This is a genomic window from Anaeromyxobacter soli, assembly GCF_022808855.1.
GTDB classification, from domain to species: Bacteria; Myxococcota; Myxococcia; order Myxococcales; family Anaeromyxobacteraceae; genus Anaeromyxobacter; species Anaeromyxobacter soli.
Window position 1 is genome coordinate 1 of the sequence record NZ_JAKZLF010000061.1, and the last position, 15,399, is coordinate 15,399.

11 protein-coding genes and 1 pseudogene are annotated in these 15,399 nt (G+C 74.3%); 6 read left to right on the plus strand and 6 right to left on the minus strand.

Annotated elements, in window-relative coordinates:
- Both MLV88_RS23260 and priA read right to left on the minus strand, forming a co-directional pair.
- Positions 1 to 1,128, minus strand: a pseudogene (locus tag MLV88_RS23260) (hypothetical protein); the annotation flags it as partial.
- A 92-nt stretch (positions 1,129 to 1,220) separates the two neighbouring features.
- Entirely contained in the window at positions 1,221 to 3,428 is a 2,208-nt protein-coding gene (gene priA / locus MLV88_RS23265) for a replication restart helicase PriA (RefSeq protein WP_243338760.1), read from the minus strand.
- Positions 3,429 to 3,931: 503 nt separating this feature from the next.
- Between priA and MLV88_RS23270 the strand changes: the two genes are divergently transcribed.
- Complete coding sequence (locus MLV88_RS23270) at positions 3,932 to 4,168, plus strand: hypothetical protein (protein ID WP_242356267.1); 237 nt, start codon at positions 3,932 to 3,934, stop codon at positions 4,166 to 4,168.
- Between the two features lie 31 nt (positions 4,169 to 4,199).
- Here the strand turns inward: MLV88_RS23270 and MLV88_RS23275 are convergent, their stop codons facing one another.
- Together MLV88_RS23275 and MLV88_RS23280 are read right to left on the minus strand one after the other, a co-directional pair.
- The gene (locus tag MLV88_RS23275) at positions 4,200 to 4,835 is read right to left on the minus strand and encodes a YqiA/YcfP family alpha/beta fold hydrolase (protein WP_243338762.1); all 636 of its coding nucleotides are present in this window, start codon (positions 4,833 to 4,835) and stop codon (positions 4,200 to 4,202) included.
- A 100-nt stretch (positions 4,836 to 4,935) separates the two neighbouring features.
- Entirely contained in the window at positions 4,936 to 6,258 is a 1,323-nt protein-coding gene (locus MLV88_RS23280) for a replication-associated recombination protein A (protein WP_242356271.1), read from the minus strand.
- Positions 6,259 to 6,284: 26 nt separating this feature from the next.
- On the opposite strand from MLV88_RS23280, the gene MLV88_RS23285 reads away from it, so the two are divergent.
- Positions 6,285 to 7,124 carry an NAD(+)/NADH kinase gene (locus MLV88_RS23285; protein WP_242340779.1) on the plus strand — a complete coding sequence of 280 codons (840 nt, stop codon included), beginning with the start codon at positions 6,285 to 6,287 and terminating at the stop codon, positions 7,122 to 7,124.
- Positions 7,125 to 7,365: 241 nt separating this feature from the next.
- Here MLV88_RS23285 and MLV88_RS23290 read toward each other — a convergent pair whose 3' ends face one another.
- On the minus strand, positions 7,366 to 7,593 hold the full coding sequence (locus tag MLV88_RS23290) for a hypothetical protein (protein WP_242340780.1): 228 nt from the start codon (positions 7,591 to 7,593) through the stop codon (positions 7,366 to 7,368).
- Positions 7,594 to 7,755: 162 nt separating this feature from the next.
- Here MLV88_RS23290 and recN point away from each other — a divergent pair, with 162 nt between their 5' ends.
- From recN to MLV88_RS23305, 3 genes are all read left to right on the plus strand, one after another.
- Positions 7,756 to 9,591 (plus strand): DNA repair protein RecN, encoded by a 1,836-nt coding sequence (gene recN / locus MLV88_RS23295; protein WP_242356273.1) that lies wholly within the window; start codon positions 7,756 to 7,758, stop codon positions 9,589 to 9,591.
- A 33-nt stretch (positions 9,592 to 9,624) separates the two neighbouring features.
- Positions 9,625 to 10,398 (plus strand): Stp1/IreP family PP2C-type Ser/Thr phosphatase, encoded by a 774-nt coding sequence (locus MLV88_RS23300; protein WP_243338763.1) that lies wholly within the window; start codon positions 9,625 to 9,627, stop codon positions 10,396 to 10,398.
- Positions 10,399 to 10,642: 244 nt separating this feature from the next.
- The gene (locus tag MLV88_RS23305) at positions 10,643 to 11,560 is read left to right on the plus strand and encodes a M23 family metallopeptidase (protein ID WP_242340783.1); all 918 of its coding nucleotides are present in this window, start codon (positions 10,643 to 10,645) and stop codon (positions 11,558 to 11,560) included.
- 46 nt (positions 11,561 to 11,606) lie between these two features.
- Here the strand turns inward: MLV88_RS23305 and MLV88_RS23310 are convergent, their stop codons facing one another.
- The gene (locus MLV88_RS23310; RefSeq protein ID WP_242356277.1) at positions 11,607 to 12,284 is read right to left on the minus strand and encodes an NlpC/P60 family protein; all 678 of its coding nucleotides are present in this window, start codon (positions 12,282 to 12,284) and stop codon (positions 11,607 to 11,609) included.
- 143 nt (positions 12,285 to 12,427) lie between these two features.
- Here MLV88_RS23310 and secA point away from each other — a divergent pair, with 143 nt between their 5' ends.
- Positions 12,428 to 15,271, plus strand: a complete 2,844-nt coding sequence (gene secA / locus MLV88_RS23315) for a preprotein translocase subunit SecA (RefSeq protein ID WP_242356279.1) — start codon at positions 12,428 to 12,430, stop codon at positions 15,269 to 15,271.
- Positions 15,272 to 15,399: the final 128 nt, after the last annotated feature.

A 15,399-nucleotide genomic window follows, 5' to 3' on the forward strand; every position in this document is an offset into this window, starting at 1 on the left:
CTCCGCCGCGGCGCGCTGCTCCGCCTCGGCGCGCTGGGCGCGCTGCGCGGCGGCGCGCTGCCCGGCCTCCGCCTCGCGGCGCGCGTGCGCCTCGGCGGCGGCCCGATCTTCCGCCTCGGACGCGCGGCGCTCCTCCTCTCCGCGGCGCGCCTCCTCCTCGTGGCTCCGCGCCTCCGCGCGGGCGCGGGCCCGCTCCTCGGCGCGCGCGCGGGCCTCCGCCTCGCGGGCCCGTGCCGCCTTCTCGACCGCCACCTGCTCCGCCTCGGCGCGCTGGACGGCCTCGACCGTGGCGCGATCCGCCTGCCGCGCGCGCGCCTTCCGCTCGGCGAGGTGCCGGCGCTCGGCCTCCTCGGCACGCCGGAGCAGCGCCTCGAGCCCGTCGTCCTCCGCTGCGCCGGGAGCCTCGGCCGGAGCGGCCGTGCGGCGAAGCTCGTCGGCGCGGGCGCGGAGGGCCTCGGCGGCGGCCCGGCGGGCCTCCGGCGGCGCGGACTTCTCGGAAGGAGCGACCGCGGGAGGCCTGTCGGCCGGCGTCGCTGCGCGCGGGGGCGGGGGTGCGGGCGCGCGCGGGCTCGCGGTCGCGGCCCGGGAGGGCGGGGGCGAGGCGCGGGCGGGATTCGAGGTCGAGCTCGCGGCGCGGGGCGGAGCCCGCGGGCCAGTCGCGCTCGCCGCCCTGTTCGCGCCGCCACGCGCGGCTCCGCCGCCCGTGGTTCGCGGAGCGGGGAGCGCGATCGCCACGTTCCGGGCGGCGCCCGCCATCGGGACCGCCGGGGGCGCCCCCGCGGCCGCCGCGCGCGCCAGGGCGGCGGTGACCTCCTCCGCGAGCTGTCCGGGATCGACCGGGCGCGCGAGCTGCGGCGCTCCGGCGGGAGCGCCGTCGTCGCGGCCGAGGAGGATGAGCGGCAGGAGCGGGGCGCCGTCGCCCGCGGCGAGCCGCCGCGCGAGGGTGAGCGCCTCGCCGCCCTCGCAGGTGGCGCCCACGAGCGCGAGGGTGGGCAGCGCCTGCGCCATCACCGCGAGCGCGTCGGACGCGTTCGTCGCGAGCACCGTCTGGTGCCCGGCGCGCATGAGGACGCGCTTCACGGCCGAGATCTCGGCGATGTCGTCGTCGACCAGGAGGATGCGCGCCACGCCGCGCGATTATGGATCGCGCCCAGCAGGGGACCAAGCGGGCGCCTCCCCCGGCGGGTGCGATAGCGGCGCCGGATGCGCCGCGCCATCAGTCACAGCATCGAGTGCGGATCCATGTCGAAGCGCACCTCGGCGCCCCCCGGCGGCCGGTGGGCCACGCGCGCGAGCGCGCCGTGGACGCGGAACAGCGCCTGGGGCGAGCTCGCGCGGAAGAGGAGGTGCCAGCGGGTGCGCCCCCGGATCCGCTCGATCGCGGCGGGCGCGGGGCCGAGCATCGTCACCTCGCCCCGCAAGGACGGCCGGGCGGCCTCCGCGAGCGCCTCCGCGGTGCGGCGGGCGCCCGCCTCCGAGCCCTCGACCCGCGCGGCCAGGAGCCTGCCGAAGGGCGGGTAGCCGTGGCGCCGCCGGCGCTCGAGCTCACCCTCGGCGAACGCCGCGAAGTCGTGCCCCGCCGCGCAGGCGACGGCGGGCGTCGCGGGGTTGAAGGTCTGCACGAGGACGCGGCCCGCGTCGGCGCCGCGCCCTGCCCGGCCGGCGACCTGGGCGAGCAGCTGGAACGTCCGCTCGGCGGCGCGGAAGTCGGGGAGGGCGAGGGCGGTGTCGGCGAGCACCACCCCCACGAGCGTGACGCCGGGGAAGTCGTGCCCCTTCGTCACCATCTGCGTCCCGACGAGCACGTCGAGCTCGCGCCGCGCGAAGCGCGCGAGCAGCTCCGCGGTCTCCTCCGCCGTCCCCACCGCGTCGCGATCGAGGCGCGCGACGCGCGCGCCCGGCAAGAGCGCGCGGACCGCCTCCTCGACCTGCTCGGTGCCGACGCCCACGCCGAGCCGGGCGCCGCCGCACGAGGGGCAGGGCTCGCCGACGCGCTCGGTCCGGCCGCAGTAGTGGCAGAGCAGGATCCCGCGCCGCGCGTGGTGCGTGAGCGAGACGGCGCACTCGGTGCAGCGCGCCTCCTCGCCGCACGCCTCGCAGACGACGAGGGTCTCGTAGCCGCGGCGGTTCAGGAACAGGATCGCCTGCTTCCCGCCGGCGACCGTCTCCGCGAGCGCCTCGGCGAGCGGCGGAGAGACGAGCCCCGGGCCGAGATCGCGCCCGGGGCGCCGCAGCCTGGAGAGATCGACGAGCTCGACCTGCGGGAGCGGCCGGTCGTCGATGCGCGCGGGCAGCGAGAGGAGCCGGTAGCGGCCCCGCCGCGCGTTCTCCAGCGTCTCGAGCGACGGGGTGGCCGAGCCGAGCACCACGACCGCGCCCTCGAGCTTGGCGCGCACCACGGCGAGATCGCGCGCGTGGTAGGCGGGGCCGTCCTCCTGCTTGAAGCTGCCCTCGTGCTCCTCGTCGACGACGACGACGGCGAGGTCCGGCACGGGCGCGAAGATGGCGCTCCGCACCCCGACGCAGATGCGCGCCTCGCCGGCACGGAGCCGCTGCCACTCTGCGTGGCGCTCCGCCGGCGACAGGCCGGAGTGGAGCAGCGCGACCTCGTCGCCGAAGCGCGCCCGGAACCGGCCGGCGAGCTGCGGCGTGAGCGCGATCTCCGGGACGAGCACGAGGGCGCCCTTGCCCGCGGCGCGCGCGCGGGCGATGGCCTGGAGGTAGACCTCGGTCTTGCCGGAGCCGGTGATGCCGTGCAGGAGGAACGGCGTGAACGCGCCGAACGCCCCCGCGATGGCCTCGAGCGCCGCGGCTTGCGCAGGGGTGAGCGCGAGCGGCGTGGCGGAGGCGGGGAGGAGCCCGCCGCGCGCGACGGGCACCTCGCGCTCGAGCCGGACGAGGCCCCGGCGCGCGAGCGCAGCGAGCGCGGGCCGGCCGGACGGGAACGCGGCGCGCAGCTCCTCGACCGGGATGCGCCCGCGCGCGAGGAGGTACTCGAGGACCGCGCGCTGAACGCGCGCGCGCGCGAGGGTGGGGAGAGCGTCCGCGGCGGAGGCCTCCGGCGCGGCGTACTCGACGCCGCGGCGCACGGGCGGGGCGGCGCCCTTGCGCGTGTTGAGGCCGGGCGGGAGCGCGGCGCGGAGCAGCTCGCCCGCCGGGACGAGGTAGTAGTCCTCCGCCCAGCGGATGAGCTCGACGAGCTTCGGCGTGAACGGCGGGACCCGATCGAGCACCGCGGCGACCTCGCGCAGCGCCACGCCCTCCGGCGCCGAGGCGGGGAAGCCCACCACGTAGCCCGTCGCGCGCCGGCTCCTGCCGAAGGGCACGGCGACGCGCTGCCCGAGCGCGATCTCGGGGGCCAGCGCGGGTGGGGCGCGGTAGGTGAATGTCCCGCGCACCGCGGCGGCGACGGCGACCTCGACGAGCACGGCCGGAGTGTAGCAAGCGATCCCCCCGCGCGCCCCGCGCGGTAGACTGCGCCTCCCGCCCACTGCCTTTCGAGGAGAACCCGATGCGCTCCCGCACGCTTCCGCTCGCCCTCGCCCTCGCCTCGATCGCCCTCGGCTGCGGCGAGCGCTCTTCCGAAGCGCCTCCGCCCCCACGAGAGCAGGCCGCGCCCGCCCCGGCGGCGCAGCCGTCCGCGCCTGCCGCCGAGACGGCGCCTTCAGCGATCCCGGCACCGGCGGCGCCGGCCCCGGCTCCGGCCGCGACGCCGTCCCCGGCTCCCGCTCCAGCTCCGGCGCCCGCCGCGAAGCCGGCTCCGGCTCCGGCTCCGGCCCCCGCTGCGAAGCCGGCCCCCACGCCGAAGCCCGCGCCGACGGCTCCGCCCGCAGAGACCAAGCCCGCCACCGCCGCGGCGCCCGCCCCCGAGGCCGCCCCCGCCGCGCCCCAGGGTGTTCAGCACGCGAAGGTCGGCGACACGAAGTGCAAGATGTGCCACCGCGTCCAGCACCAGTCCTGGGCCGCGAGCCCGCATGCGGTGAAGGGACTCGACTGCGAGGGCTGCCACGGCAACGGGGCCGACTACTGGCCGGCGTCGGTCATGCGCGACCGCGAGAAGGCCATCGCGGCCGGGCTCGTCATGCCGACCCTCGCGACGTGCAAGCGCTGCCACGCGAGCCCGGACGCGTCGCTCCTCGCGAAGGTCCACGCGCACAAGGCGCAGTAGCGGATCGCGGGAGGGCGGGCTCCTCCCGGCGCTACCCGCCGAGGAGGAACGCCCGCGCCTCCTCGAAGATCCGGTCGAGCGACGTCGCGAGCTCGTGCCCGTCGTCCACGGCGACGAGCCGCGCCGTCGGGGTGCGCTCGACGAACGCCTCCACGTCCTCGAGCGGGACGGTGTCGTCGCGCGTGCCGGCGATGCAGAGCGTGGGGACGCGGACCACGGGGAAGGCCGGGTAGGCTCCGGCATCCTCGAAGAACTGGAAGCCGATGCGCCGCATGCGCCCGGAGGCGTGGTGCATCGTCTCGAGGCCGTTCGAGCGCCAGTCCTCGAGCGCCCCCGGCCCGAGCCGGGCGCGCCAGCGCTCGAACAGCCGGAACGCCGGCGCGAGCAGGACGAGCTTCTCCACGCCGGGATCGCGCGAGGCCGCGACCGCGGCGAGATACCCGCCGAGCGAGCTGCCGACGATCGCGTGCGGCGGCGACCCCGCCCGGTCGAGCGCCGCCTCGGCGATCCCGAGCATGGAGGACGGCGTGGAGCGCTCGAAGCCCTCCGCGCCGGGCGTGAGATCCGGGACGTGGAGCGGCGCGCCGAGCGCGGCGAACCGCTCCGAGAGGACGCGCGCCTTGTGCGAGGACGGACCCGACGCGAAGCCGTGGAGGTAGAGGATCACGGCGCCGAGCCTAGCGTGGACGCACGCGGCGCGCTTGCACGAACGCCACGTCGACGCGGCGCCTCGCGAAGGCGACCGCCACGCCTCCGCCCGGACGCGCTCACCCGCCGTCCGGCCCCGGCTCGCCGCGGAGCGCGCGCAGCCGCTCGGCGAGCGTCTTCTCGAGCCCGTTGCCGGAGAGGCTCACGATCTGCTCGCCGCGGAGCGCGTCCGGGAGGTACTGCTCGGCGACGTAGTGGCCCTCGAAGTTGTGGGGATAGCGGTAGCCGCCGCCGTAGCCGAGCCCCTGCATGAGCTTCGTCGGCGCGTTCCGCAGCTTGAGCGGGACGGGCAGCGGGCCCTTCTCCTGCACGAGCCGGCGCGCCGTCGCGTAGGCGGTGAGGGCCGCGTTCGACTTGGGCGCGAGCGCGAGGTAGATGGCGGCCTGGCTCAGCGGGAGGACGCCCTCCGGCAGGCCCACGAGCTCCACCGCCTGGAGCGCCGCGACCGCGACCTGGAGCGCCTGCGGGTCGGCGTTGCCGACGTCCTCGGAGGCGAAGATCACCATCCGGCGGAGGACGAAGCGCGGGTCCTCGCCGCCCTCCAGCATCCGCACCATGTAATAGACGGCGGCGTCGGGATCCGAGCCGCGCAGCGACTTGATGAACGCGGAGACGACGTCGTAGTGCTGCTCGCCCGCCTTGTCGTAGAGGATGGTGCGCTGCTGCAGCGCCTCCTCGGCGTCGGCGCGCGTCACCGCGGTCCGCCCCGCGAGCCGCACGGCGGAGGCCGCGACGTCGAGGGCGTTGAGCGCGCGCCGCGCGTCGCCGTACGCGTACCGCGCGAGCGCCTCGCGCGCGTCCGGCTCGAGCGACACCGCACCGGCGAGCCCGCCCGGCGCCGCGACGGCGCGTTCGAGGAGCGCGCCCACCTCCTCCTCGGTGAGCGCGCGCAGCGTGACGACGCGGCAGCGCGAAAGGAGCGCGGCGTTCACCTCGAACGAGGGGTTCTCGGTGGTCGCGCCGATGAGGGTGATGGTCCCGTCCTCGACGTGGGGGAGGAAGGCGTCCTGCTGCGCCTTGGTGAAGCGGTGGATCTCGTCCACGAAGAGGATCGTCCGCTTCCGGTGCAGGCGGCGCCGGTCGCGCGCGGCCGCGACGATCTCGCGGATCTCCTTGACGCCGCCGAGCACGGCGCTGAACGGCACGAAGTCCGTCCCGGTCCGCTGCGCGACGATGCGGGCGAGCGTGGTCTTCCCGGTGCCCGGGGGTCCCCACAGGATGAGCGACGGGACCTGGTCCGCCTCCAGGGCGCGCCGGAGCGCCGTGCCCTTCCCGAGCACGTGCTCCTGGCCGACGAAGTCCTCCAGGCGGCGGGGGCGCATCCGCTCGGCGAGCGGCTTTCCCCCCTCATCTTTCTCGGCCGCGCGATCGAAGAGGTCCATGGCGAACCGCTTATATAATGCCCGGCATGGAAGACCATCCGTGTCCCGTGCCGCGGCGCGTGGGGATCGTCCACAAGGTCAGCTCGGCGGAGGCGTCGGAGACGGCGCACTTCGTGGAGCAGTTCGTCCGCTCGAAGGGCGTCGAGGTCGTGACCGACGAGGCGGAGGTCGGCCGGTCCGCGGACCTCGTGGTCGTGCTCGGCGGGGACGGCACGCTCATCCACGCGGCGCGCCTGCTCGGGGGCCGGCCCGCGCCGATCCTGGGCGTGAACATGGGGAACCTCGGCTTCATGACCGAGGTGCCGCAGGCCGAGCTGTACCCCATGCTCGAGCGGGTGCTCGCGGGCGACGCGCTCGTGTCCGAGCGGATGAAGCTGCGGGTGCACCTGCACCGCGGCGGCCGGCCGGAGCGCGACGTGGACGCCGAGGTGCTGAACGACGTGGTGATCGGCAAGGGCGCGCTCGCGCGGATGGCGGAGCTCGACGCGCGCTGCGCCGGCGGCTACCTCGCCACCTACAAGGCGGACGGCATCATCGTCGCGACGCCCACGGGCTCGACCGCCTACGCGCTCGCCGCGAACGGCCCGATCGTCTACCCCACCATGCGCGGCGTGATCCTCGCGCCCATCTGCCCGCACACGCTCACGCAGCGGCCGATCGTGCTGCCCGACGAGCTCTCCGTGCAGATCGTGCTCATGAACGACTCCGAGGTGTACCTCACGCTCGACGGCCAGCGCGGCGTGAGGCTCGCGAAGGGCGATCTCGTGCAGGTGAAGCAGTCGTCGAACCGCGTCCTGCTCGTCAGGAACCCGAACCTCGACTACTTCGGCATCTTGCGCGCCAAGCTGCGCTGGGGCGAGAGGTAGAAAGCCGAGGTGCCGACGCGCCAGCGAAGGCGCAGGAGACCGGAGCCGAGGCGGGCACCCGCAGCGACGCGCGCCGCCGGCCCGGTATCGTGTCGCGACCCGCTCGTCGAAACGCAAGGCGCACGAGACCGGAGCCGAGGCGGGCAACCGCAGCGACGCGCGCCGAGGCGCACTGCTTCCGTGCGCCGCAGGCGCAAGGAGCGAGGACGCCCGCCGCAGGCCCGGGATCGTGCGCCGAGGCTCACGCAGGGGCGTGCGAGAGCGGAGGCGGCGGCAGGTTCCGGTACGTCTCGGCCGCGCCCGGGCCGTCGCAGGCGTGATCGGGCAGCGCGCTCGCCTCGTCGGTGACGACCGTGAAGTCGCACCAGCGGCAGCGGAACGCCGGGACCTTCACGGGCGGATCTCCCGGCACCTCGAGCTCGTGCCGCTCGAACAGCACGCGCACCGTCCCGGACACGTGGATCGTCATGGCGTCCTCCGTTGCCCCGAGCGTCCCACCGCGCCGGCGGCTCGGGAAGGCGCCTCGCCGGGACTCTCGCGCAGTCGGCTCGGCGGCTCGGAGGGCGGGCGCCCGAACGGATGGACCACTGAAAATTTGCGCAGTGTCAGGGAGCCGTGGATCAATGGCGCCATGCTCACGACGCTGCGCATCTCGGGCTTCGCGATCGTCGATGCGATCGAGGTCCGCTTTGGCCCGGGGCTGAACGTCCTCACCGGCGAGACCGGGGCCGGGAAGTCCATCCTCGTGAACGCGCTGCACCTCGTCCTCGGCGGCCGGATGAGCGCCGAGGTCCTGCGCGAGGGGGCGGAGGAGGCGGTCGTGGAGGGGCTCTTCGAGCTGCCTGCCGACCACCGCGTCCTCGCCCGCCTGCGAGACGCCGGGCTGCCCGTCGGGGCGGGGACCGTCTCGGGCGAGAGCGCGGAGCTCCTCGTGCGCCGCGTGGCTGCGCGCGGAGGGCGGGGCCGCGCGTTCGTGAACGGCGCGCTCTGCACGGTCTCGATGCTCGAGGAGGCGCTGCGCGGCCTCGTCGACGTTTCGGGCCAGCACGAGCACGTGTCGCTGCTCGATCCCACCACCCACACCGAGCTCCTGGACGCGTTCGCGGGCCTCAGGCACGCGCAGGCGGAGCCCGGGCCAGAGCTGTGCAGCGTGGAGCCGACCCTCCTCCGGTTCCGCGCAGCTCACGCGGCGCTCGCCGCCCTCGTCCGCGAGCGGGAGTCCCTCGCCGCGGACGAGGGCGAGCGGGCGCGGCGGTCGGATTACCTCGCCTTCCAGCTCCGCGAGCTCGACGCCGCCGATCCGCGCCCCGGGGAGCTCGAGGCCCTCGAGGACGAGCGGCGCGTGCTCGCCTCGGCCGAGAAGCTCCGCGACGCCGCGCGCGCCGCGGAGGCGCTCGCCTACGGCGAGGAGGGGAGCGCGTCGGAGCGGGTGGCGCAGGCGGCCCGCGCGCTCGCGGAGGCCGGCCTCCTCGACCGCCGCCTCGAGGCCCCGCTCGCGCTGCTCCGCTCGGCGGCCGTCGAGCTCGAGGAGGCGGGGCGCGAGCTCGGTCGCTACGGCGACTCGGTGGGCGGCGATCCCGAGCGGCTCGCGCTCGTGGAGGACCGGCTCGAGCTGCTCCGCGCCCTCGCGCGGAAGCACGGCGGCTCGCTCGACGCGGCGATCTCCCGGCGGGTGGCGATGCGGGAGGAGCTCTCGCGGGTCTCGGGCGGCGGCGAGCGGCTGCGCGAGGTGGGCGCCGAGATCGAGCTCCGCGGGAAGGAGGCGCTCGCGCTCGCCGCGGAGCTCACGCGGGCGCGCACCGCTGCGGCGCGCGCCTTCGCGGAGGCGGTCCGACGCGAGCTCGACGGCCTCGCGATGGGTCGGTGCCGCATCGAGGTCGCTCTCCTCCCGCCCGAGGTCGGCGTCGAGGTCGGCGCCAAGCTCCTCGGTCCGGCGGGCGCGGAGCGGGCCGAGCTCCGGATCGCGCCGAACCCGGGCGAGCCGCTCCGGCCGCTCGCGCGCACCGCCTCCGGGGGTGAGCTCTCGCGCGTGTTGCTCGCGGTGAAGCGCACGCTGGCCAGGAAGGATCCGGTCTCCACGTACGTGTTCGACGAGGTGGACGCCGGGATCGGCGGAGCGGTGGCCGAGGCGATGGGGCGCGTGCTCGCCGACGTCGCGCGCGGGCGGCAGGTCATCTGCGTGACCCACCTACCTCAGGTGGCGGCCTTCGCGGAGCGTCACCACCGGGTGGAGAAGCGCGTCTCCGGCGGCCGGACCGCCACCGCGGTCGCGCTCCTCGAGAGCGACGCGGCCCGTCGGGGGGAGATCGCCCGGATGATGGCGGGGGCGACCGTGACCGACTCCGCGATCGAGCACGCGGGCGCCCTGATCGCGGCGGCCCGGGCGCCCACCCCCGAGCGCGGCCGGCGCGCCGCGCCGGCCCGGGCCGCGGCTCGCCGCGTCAGCGCAGAGGCCCGAGATCGTTAGGCGCGCGGTGCGCCCGGATGCTACGCTCGACGCGTGGTGCAACCGGTCCTGCTCCCCGTCACTGCTCACGGCCTGACCGACGTCGGGCGCCGACGCGACCACAACGAGGACGCCCTGCTGGTCGACGACGACCTGCACCTCTACGTCGTGGCGGATGGGATGGGCGGGCATGCGGGCGGGGGCACGGCCTCGCGCCTCGCGGTCGAGACCATCCAGCGGACGGTCCGGGCGGCGCGGGCCAGGACGCCGGGCGCCTTCAACCCCGGCTCCGCGGAGTCGAGCGCGCTGCCGGGCATCCTTCGTGGCGCGGTCGAGCAGGCCTGCGCGGTGATCTACGCGGCGGCGCAGGCGGACCCGGAGCTCGCGGGGATGGGGACCACCGCCACGGCGGTGCTCGTCGACGGGCGCTCCGCCTTCGTGGCGCACGTGGGCGACAGCCGCTGCTACCTCCTCCGCGAGGGCCGCATCCGCCAGATCTCGGAGGATCACTCGCTCGTCGCCGAGCAGGTGAAGGCCGGCGCGATCACCGCGGACGAGGCGAGGAACAGCCGGTTCAAGAACATCATCACCCGCTCGGTCGGGTTCGAGCGCGAGGTGAAGGTGGACGTCATGGCCTTCGCCCTCGCCCCCCGAGACGCTGTGGTCGTCTGCTGCGATGGGCTCACGAACCTCGTGGACGACCACGAGATCCTCCGGATCGTCACCGAGGCGCCGCTCGCGGAGGCTGCGGCACGGCTCGTCGCCTTGGCGAACGCCCGGGGTGGCGACGACAACATCACCGTGATCGTCCTCCGGACGGGGAACTAGAGCCGGCGCGTGAAGCTCGACGCGGCGCGGCGTCCGCCCCGCTCGCGGCGCTCCGCGCGCTCCCGCGATGGGGCACCGGAGGTGAATGTGTAGGCAACACGCGCGCTTGACGCCGAGCGACCCCTCTGCTACCCGTCTGGACGTCTTTCGCGAGCTCCCGAGCACCCGGGGCTGGCGTTCTGGCTCGTCCGTCGCGTCGCTAGCTTGTCGGCGCGGCCAGGCGCGGCCGCGGAGCTCTATCGGGATGGCCGCACCTCCGAAGACGCAGGTCTTCACCGTCATCGTGGTCAGCGACCACTCGCAGGCCGTCCGGAAGTTCCGGGTGCCGCGACGCTGGCTCGTGAACCTCGCCTACGGCGGCGGCGTGGTCGCGCTCGTCGCGCTCGTCGTCGTCGGGCACTACTTCGCCCTCCTGGGGTCCGCGTCCGAGAACGCCGTCCTGAAGGAGGAGAACGCGCAGCTGCGCTCGCAGATCCTGCTCGTGCAGGAGAAGGTGGCGCACATCTCGGCGACGCTCGACCGCGTCGAGCGGTTCGACGCGAAGCTCCGCACCGCCGTCACGCAGCTCCAGGATCCCGAGCGGAACCTCGCGATCGGCCCGGTGGGCAACACGGACGCCGAGGCGCAGATCCCGGGGCCCGCTCCCGCTGCGGAGGCGAGCCTCACGGCGCTTCCGGGCAAGCTCTCCTCGCTGGAGGGCGAGGCTTCGCGGCAGGAGCAGAGCCTGCGCGAGCTGCAGGAGTACTTCGACGACCAGCGCTCCCTGCTCGCGTCGACGCCGTCGATCTGGCCGGCGCGCGGGTGGGTGACCTCCGACTTCGGGACGCGCCTCGACCCGTGGACCGCCGAGCGGCGCATGCACCACGGGCTCGACATCGCGACGCCGCACGGCCAGCCCGTCTACACGCCCTCCGACGGCACGGTGGTGTTCGCCGGCACCGAGGGGAGCTACGGCAAGGTCCTCGTCATCGACCACGGCTACGGCGTGAAGACGCGCTACGGCCACCTGTCCGAGATCTTCGTGCGGATGGGGTCGCACGTCCGGCGCGGGGACAAGGTCGCCGCGGTCGGGAACACCGGCCGCTCGACGGGCACGCACCTCCACTACGAGGTGCGGGTGAACGGGATCCCGGAGAACCCCCGCAAGTTCATCCTCGAGTGAGCGGCGTCGTCCGGCGCTCGCGCCGTAGCGCTGCGAGCAGCGCTGGTCAGAGGCCGCGCAGGAGCTCCGCCGGGATCCGCCGCGGGTCGAGCCGGGCATAGCCTGCGAACAGCGCCCCCGCGAGCGTGGTCTCGCGTTCGCCGTCGCGGGCCCGCCTCGCCTTCTCGCGGAGCGCGGTGTTGAGGACGCGGTCCCCGTCCGCCGGCTCCAGGGGACGATCGGGCGTCAGCACCCCGCGCACGACCTCGCGGCCGCCGCGGTGAAGGAAGACGACCGTGCCGTGCTCGACGCGCTCCACGACGCCGACGTGCGTGAAGCGGTCGTCTCGGGCGGCGTTGCGGTTCCGGTCGTAGGTGTCGTGGAAGAAGACCAGGTCGCCGGGGGCGGGCCACGCACCTCCTCCGCCGAAGACGGTGCCGTACCGTTCCATCGCGCGAAAGAGCCCCGCCACCCCCGAGCGCTCCGCCGGCGCCGCCGCCGCGACGAGGCGGACGAGGGGCACGCCCTCGGCCATGTAGACCGCCTCCACGAACCCCGAGCAGTCGGCGTTCAGGCGCGCTCCCCCCACCTCGAAGCGCCCGGAGTGACCGACGAGGGAGGCGGCGCGCGACGCGAGGCGGTCCGGCAGGTCGCCGCCGGCGAAGGGGTCCCTGCCCGCGCGGCCGGGGCCGGCGCAGGCGGCGAGCGCCAGGAGGACGAGCGCGGCCGAGCGTGCAGGCGCCACCCCTCGAAGATACCCCAAGCGCCCGGAACTTCCCCCGTTTGACATCCTATGGCGCGTCGTTACCTAACGGGGTAAGACGGGGCGCCCGCCTGTCGCCGAGCAGCGATCCGGCGGGCCCCCGTCTCTTTTGCTCGAGGGCCCCCGTGGTCAACTACGTCCTGAAGAAGATGCTCGGCACGAAGAACGACCGTGAGCTGAAGAAGCTCCGGCCGCTCGTCGCACGCGTGAACGAGCTCGAGCCGCGGATGAAGGCGCTCTCCGACGCCGACTTCCCGCGGCTCACCGCCGAGTGGAAGCAGCAGGTCCGCGAGAAGGGACGGCCGCTCGACGAGCTGATGCCGGAGGCGTTCGCGCTGGTCCGCGAGGCGGGCGTGCGCGCGCTCGGGATGCGCCACTTCGACGTGCAGCTCATCGGCGGCGCGGTGCTGCACTCCGGGCGCATCGCCGAGATGAAGACCGGCGAGGGGAAGACCCTCGTCGCCACGCTGCCCAGCGTGCTGAACGCGATCTCCGGCCGCGGGGTCCACGTCGTCACGGTGAACGACTACCTGGCCCGTCGAGACTCGGAGTGGATGGGCCGCCTGTACCGGTTCTGCGGCCTCACGACCGGCGTCATCGTCCACGGGCTCACCGACGCCGAGCGGCAGGCGGCGTACCACTCGGACATCGCCTACGGGCAGAACAACGAGTTCGGGTTCGACTACCTCCGCGACAACATGAAGTTCCGCCTGCAGGACTACGTGCAGGGGGAGCTCAACTTCGCGATCGTCGACGAGGTGGACTCGATCCTCATCGACGAGGCCCGCACCCCGCTCATCATCTCTGGCCCGTCCGACGAGTCGTCGGATCTGTACTACCGGGTGAACCAGGTCATCCCCTCGATGATCCGGGACCAGGACTTCACGGTCGACGAGAAGAGCCGGACGATCGTGATGAGCGACTCCGGCGTCGAGAAGATGGAGAAGAAGCTCGGGGTCCAGAACCTCTACGACCCGAACGCCATCGAGACGCTGCACCATGTCGAGCAGGCGCTCCGCGCCCACCACCTGTACCGGAACGAGGTCGACTACGTCGTCAAGAACGGCGAGGTCCTCATCGTGGACGAGTTCACCGGCCGGCTCATGCCGGGCCGGCGCTGGTCGGACGGCCTGCACCAGGCGGTCGAGGCGAAGGAGGGGGTGAAGATCGAGGCGGAGAACCAGACCCTCGCCACGATCTCCTTCCAGAACTACTTCCGCATGTACTCGAAGCTCGCGGGCATGACCGGCACCGCGGACACCGAGGCCGAGGAGTTCGCGAAGACCTACAACCTCGACGTCGTCGTCGTCCCCACGAACAAGAAGAACGTCCGCAAGGACTCGGAGGACGTCGTCTACAAGACGGAGGGCGAGAAGTTCAACGCCCTCTGCGACGAGATCGAGGGGCGGCACAAGAAGGGCCAGCCGGTCCTCGTCGGCACGGTGTCGGTGGCGAAGAGCGAGGTCGTGGCGACGCTGCTGAAGCGCCGCGGCGTCCCGCACAACGTCCTCAACGCGAAGCACCACCAGCGCGAGGCCGAGATCGTCGCCCAGGCCGGCCGCAAGGGCGCGGTCACGATCTCCACCAACATGGCGGGCCGCGGCACCGACATCATCCTCGGCGGGAACGCCGACATGATGGCGAAGCACGAGGTCGGGCTGGAGCCGGACCTGCCGATGGACGGCGAGACGGAGGAGTCCTTCCTCGCGCGGCGCGCCGACTGGGCGCGGCGCCTCGCCGAGACCACCGAGCGCCTCCACCAGCAGACCGGGGCGGAGCACGAGGAGGTCGTCGGGCTCGGCGGCCTGCACATCGTCGGCACCGAGCGGCACGAGTCTCGCCGCATCGACAACCAGCTCCGCGGCCGCGCCGGCCGCCAGGGCGACCCCGGCTCGTCGATCTTCTACCTGTCCCTCGAGGACGAGCTCATGCGCATCTTCGGATCCGAGCGGATCCAGGGGCTCATGAGCCGCATGGGCATGAAGGACGGGGAGCAGATCGAGCACCCGTGGCTCACGAAGGCCATCGAGGGCGCGCAGAAGAAGGTCGAGGCGCACAACTTCGACATCCGGAAGAACCTGCTCGAGTACGACGACGTCATGAACCAGCAGCGCCGCTCAATCTACGGGCTGCGCCGCAGGGTCCTCGGCTTCGGGGCGGGCATCCCGGTGGTGGAGTTCGACGAGGACCCGAAGACCAAGAAGAAGACCCGCCGCGAGCAGGTCTTCACCTGGGTTGACCAGCGCGAGCACATGCTCGATCTCGTCGAGGACCTCGTGCTCGACATGGTCGGCGCGAGCTGCCCGAACCGCGTCTCCGACTGGAACCTCGACGGGCTCTCCGCGATGGTGAAGGAGCAGTTCGGCGTCGACATGAAGTTCGCGCTGCCCACCGGCAAGGCCGCCGAGGCGCGCCACGAGATCGAGGAGCAGGTCTACGCGGTGGTCGAGAAGGCCTACCGGCAGAAGGAGGCCGAGCTCGGGACCGACGCCGACGGCGTCGCGGTGCTGCGCCGCTACGAGCAGTGGCTGTACCTGCAGGCCATCGACCAGCAGTGGAAGGACCACCTGCTCTCGATGGACCACCTGCGCCAGGGCATCGGCCTGCGTGGCTACGGGCAGAAGGACCCGAAGCAGGAGTACAAGAAGGAAGGCTACGAGATGTTCGTGCAGATGACCTGGCGCGTGAAGAGCGCCGTCATCGGCAACCTCCTCCGCCTCCAGCTCGTGCGCCAGGAGAGCGCCGAGGAGATCGAGCAGAAGCGGCTCGCCGCCCAGCGCCGGGCGATGCAGCGGATCACCGAGACGCACGCCGAGGCGGGCGAGGGCGGCGACGGCGAGGAGAAGCCGCGCGCGAAGCAGGAGACCGTCGTCCGCACGCAGCCCAAGGTCGGCCGGAACGACCCGTGCCCCTGCGGCTCGGGCAAGAAGTACAAGAAGTGCCACGGCGCGACCGAGGCTGCCGTCTAACGGGGGACTGCGTCCCCCGCCCCGTCGAGCGAAGCTCGGCGGGGCCCCACCCCCTGCTCGGCGGGGCCCGTGAACGGTCGCGTCCGCTTTCGCGGGTGCGCGACCGTTCCCCGCCGGGGGGGGGGGGG

What these genes read in the sequence shown, in the direction of transcription:
- MLV88_RS23270 (WP_242356267.1), top strand. Translation starts at nt 3,932, where the DNA reads ATGTGCCACCGCGTCCAGCACCAGTCCTGGGCCGCGAGCCCGCATGCG.
- MLV88_RS23290 (WP_242340780.1), bottom strand. Translation starts at nt 7,593, where the DNA reads ATGACGATCCACGTGTCCGGGACGGTGCGCGTGCTGTTCGAGCGGCAC.
- MLV88_RS23305 (WP_242340783.1), top strand. Translation starts at nt 10,643, where the DNA reads ATGGCCGCACCTCCGAAGACGCAGGTCTTCACCGTCATCGTGGTCAGC.
- recN (WP_242356273.1), top strand. Translation starts at nt 7,756, where the DNA reads ATGCTCACGACGCTGCGCATCTCGGGCTTCGCGATCGTCGATGCGATC.
- MLV88_RS23280 (WP_242356271.1), bottom strand. Translation starts at nt 6,258, where the DNA reads ATGGACCTCTTCGATCGCGCGGCCGAGAAAGATGAGGGGGGAAAGCCG.
- MLV88_RS23285 (WP_242340779.1), top strand. Translation starts at nt 6,285, where the DNA reads ATGGAAGACCATCCGTGTCCCGTGCCGCGGCGCGTGGGGATCGTCCAC.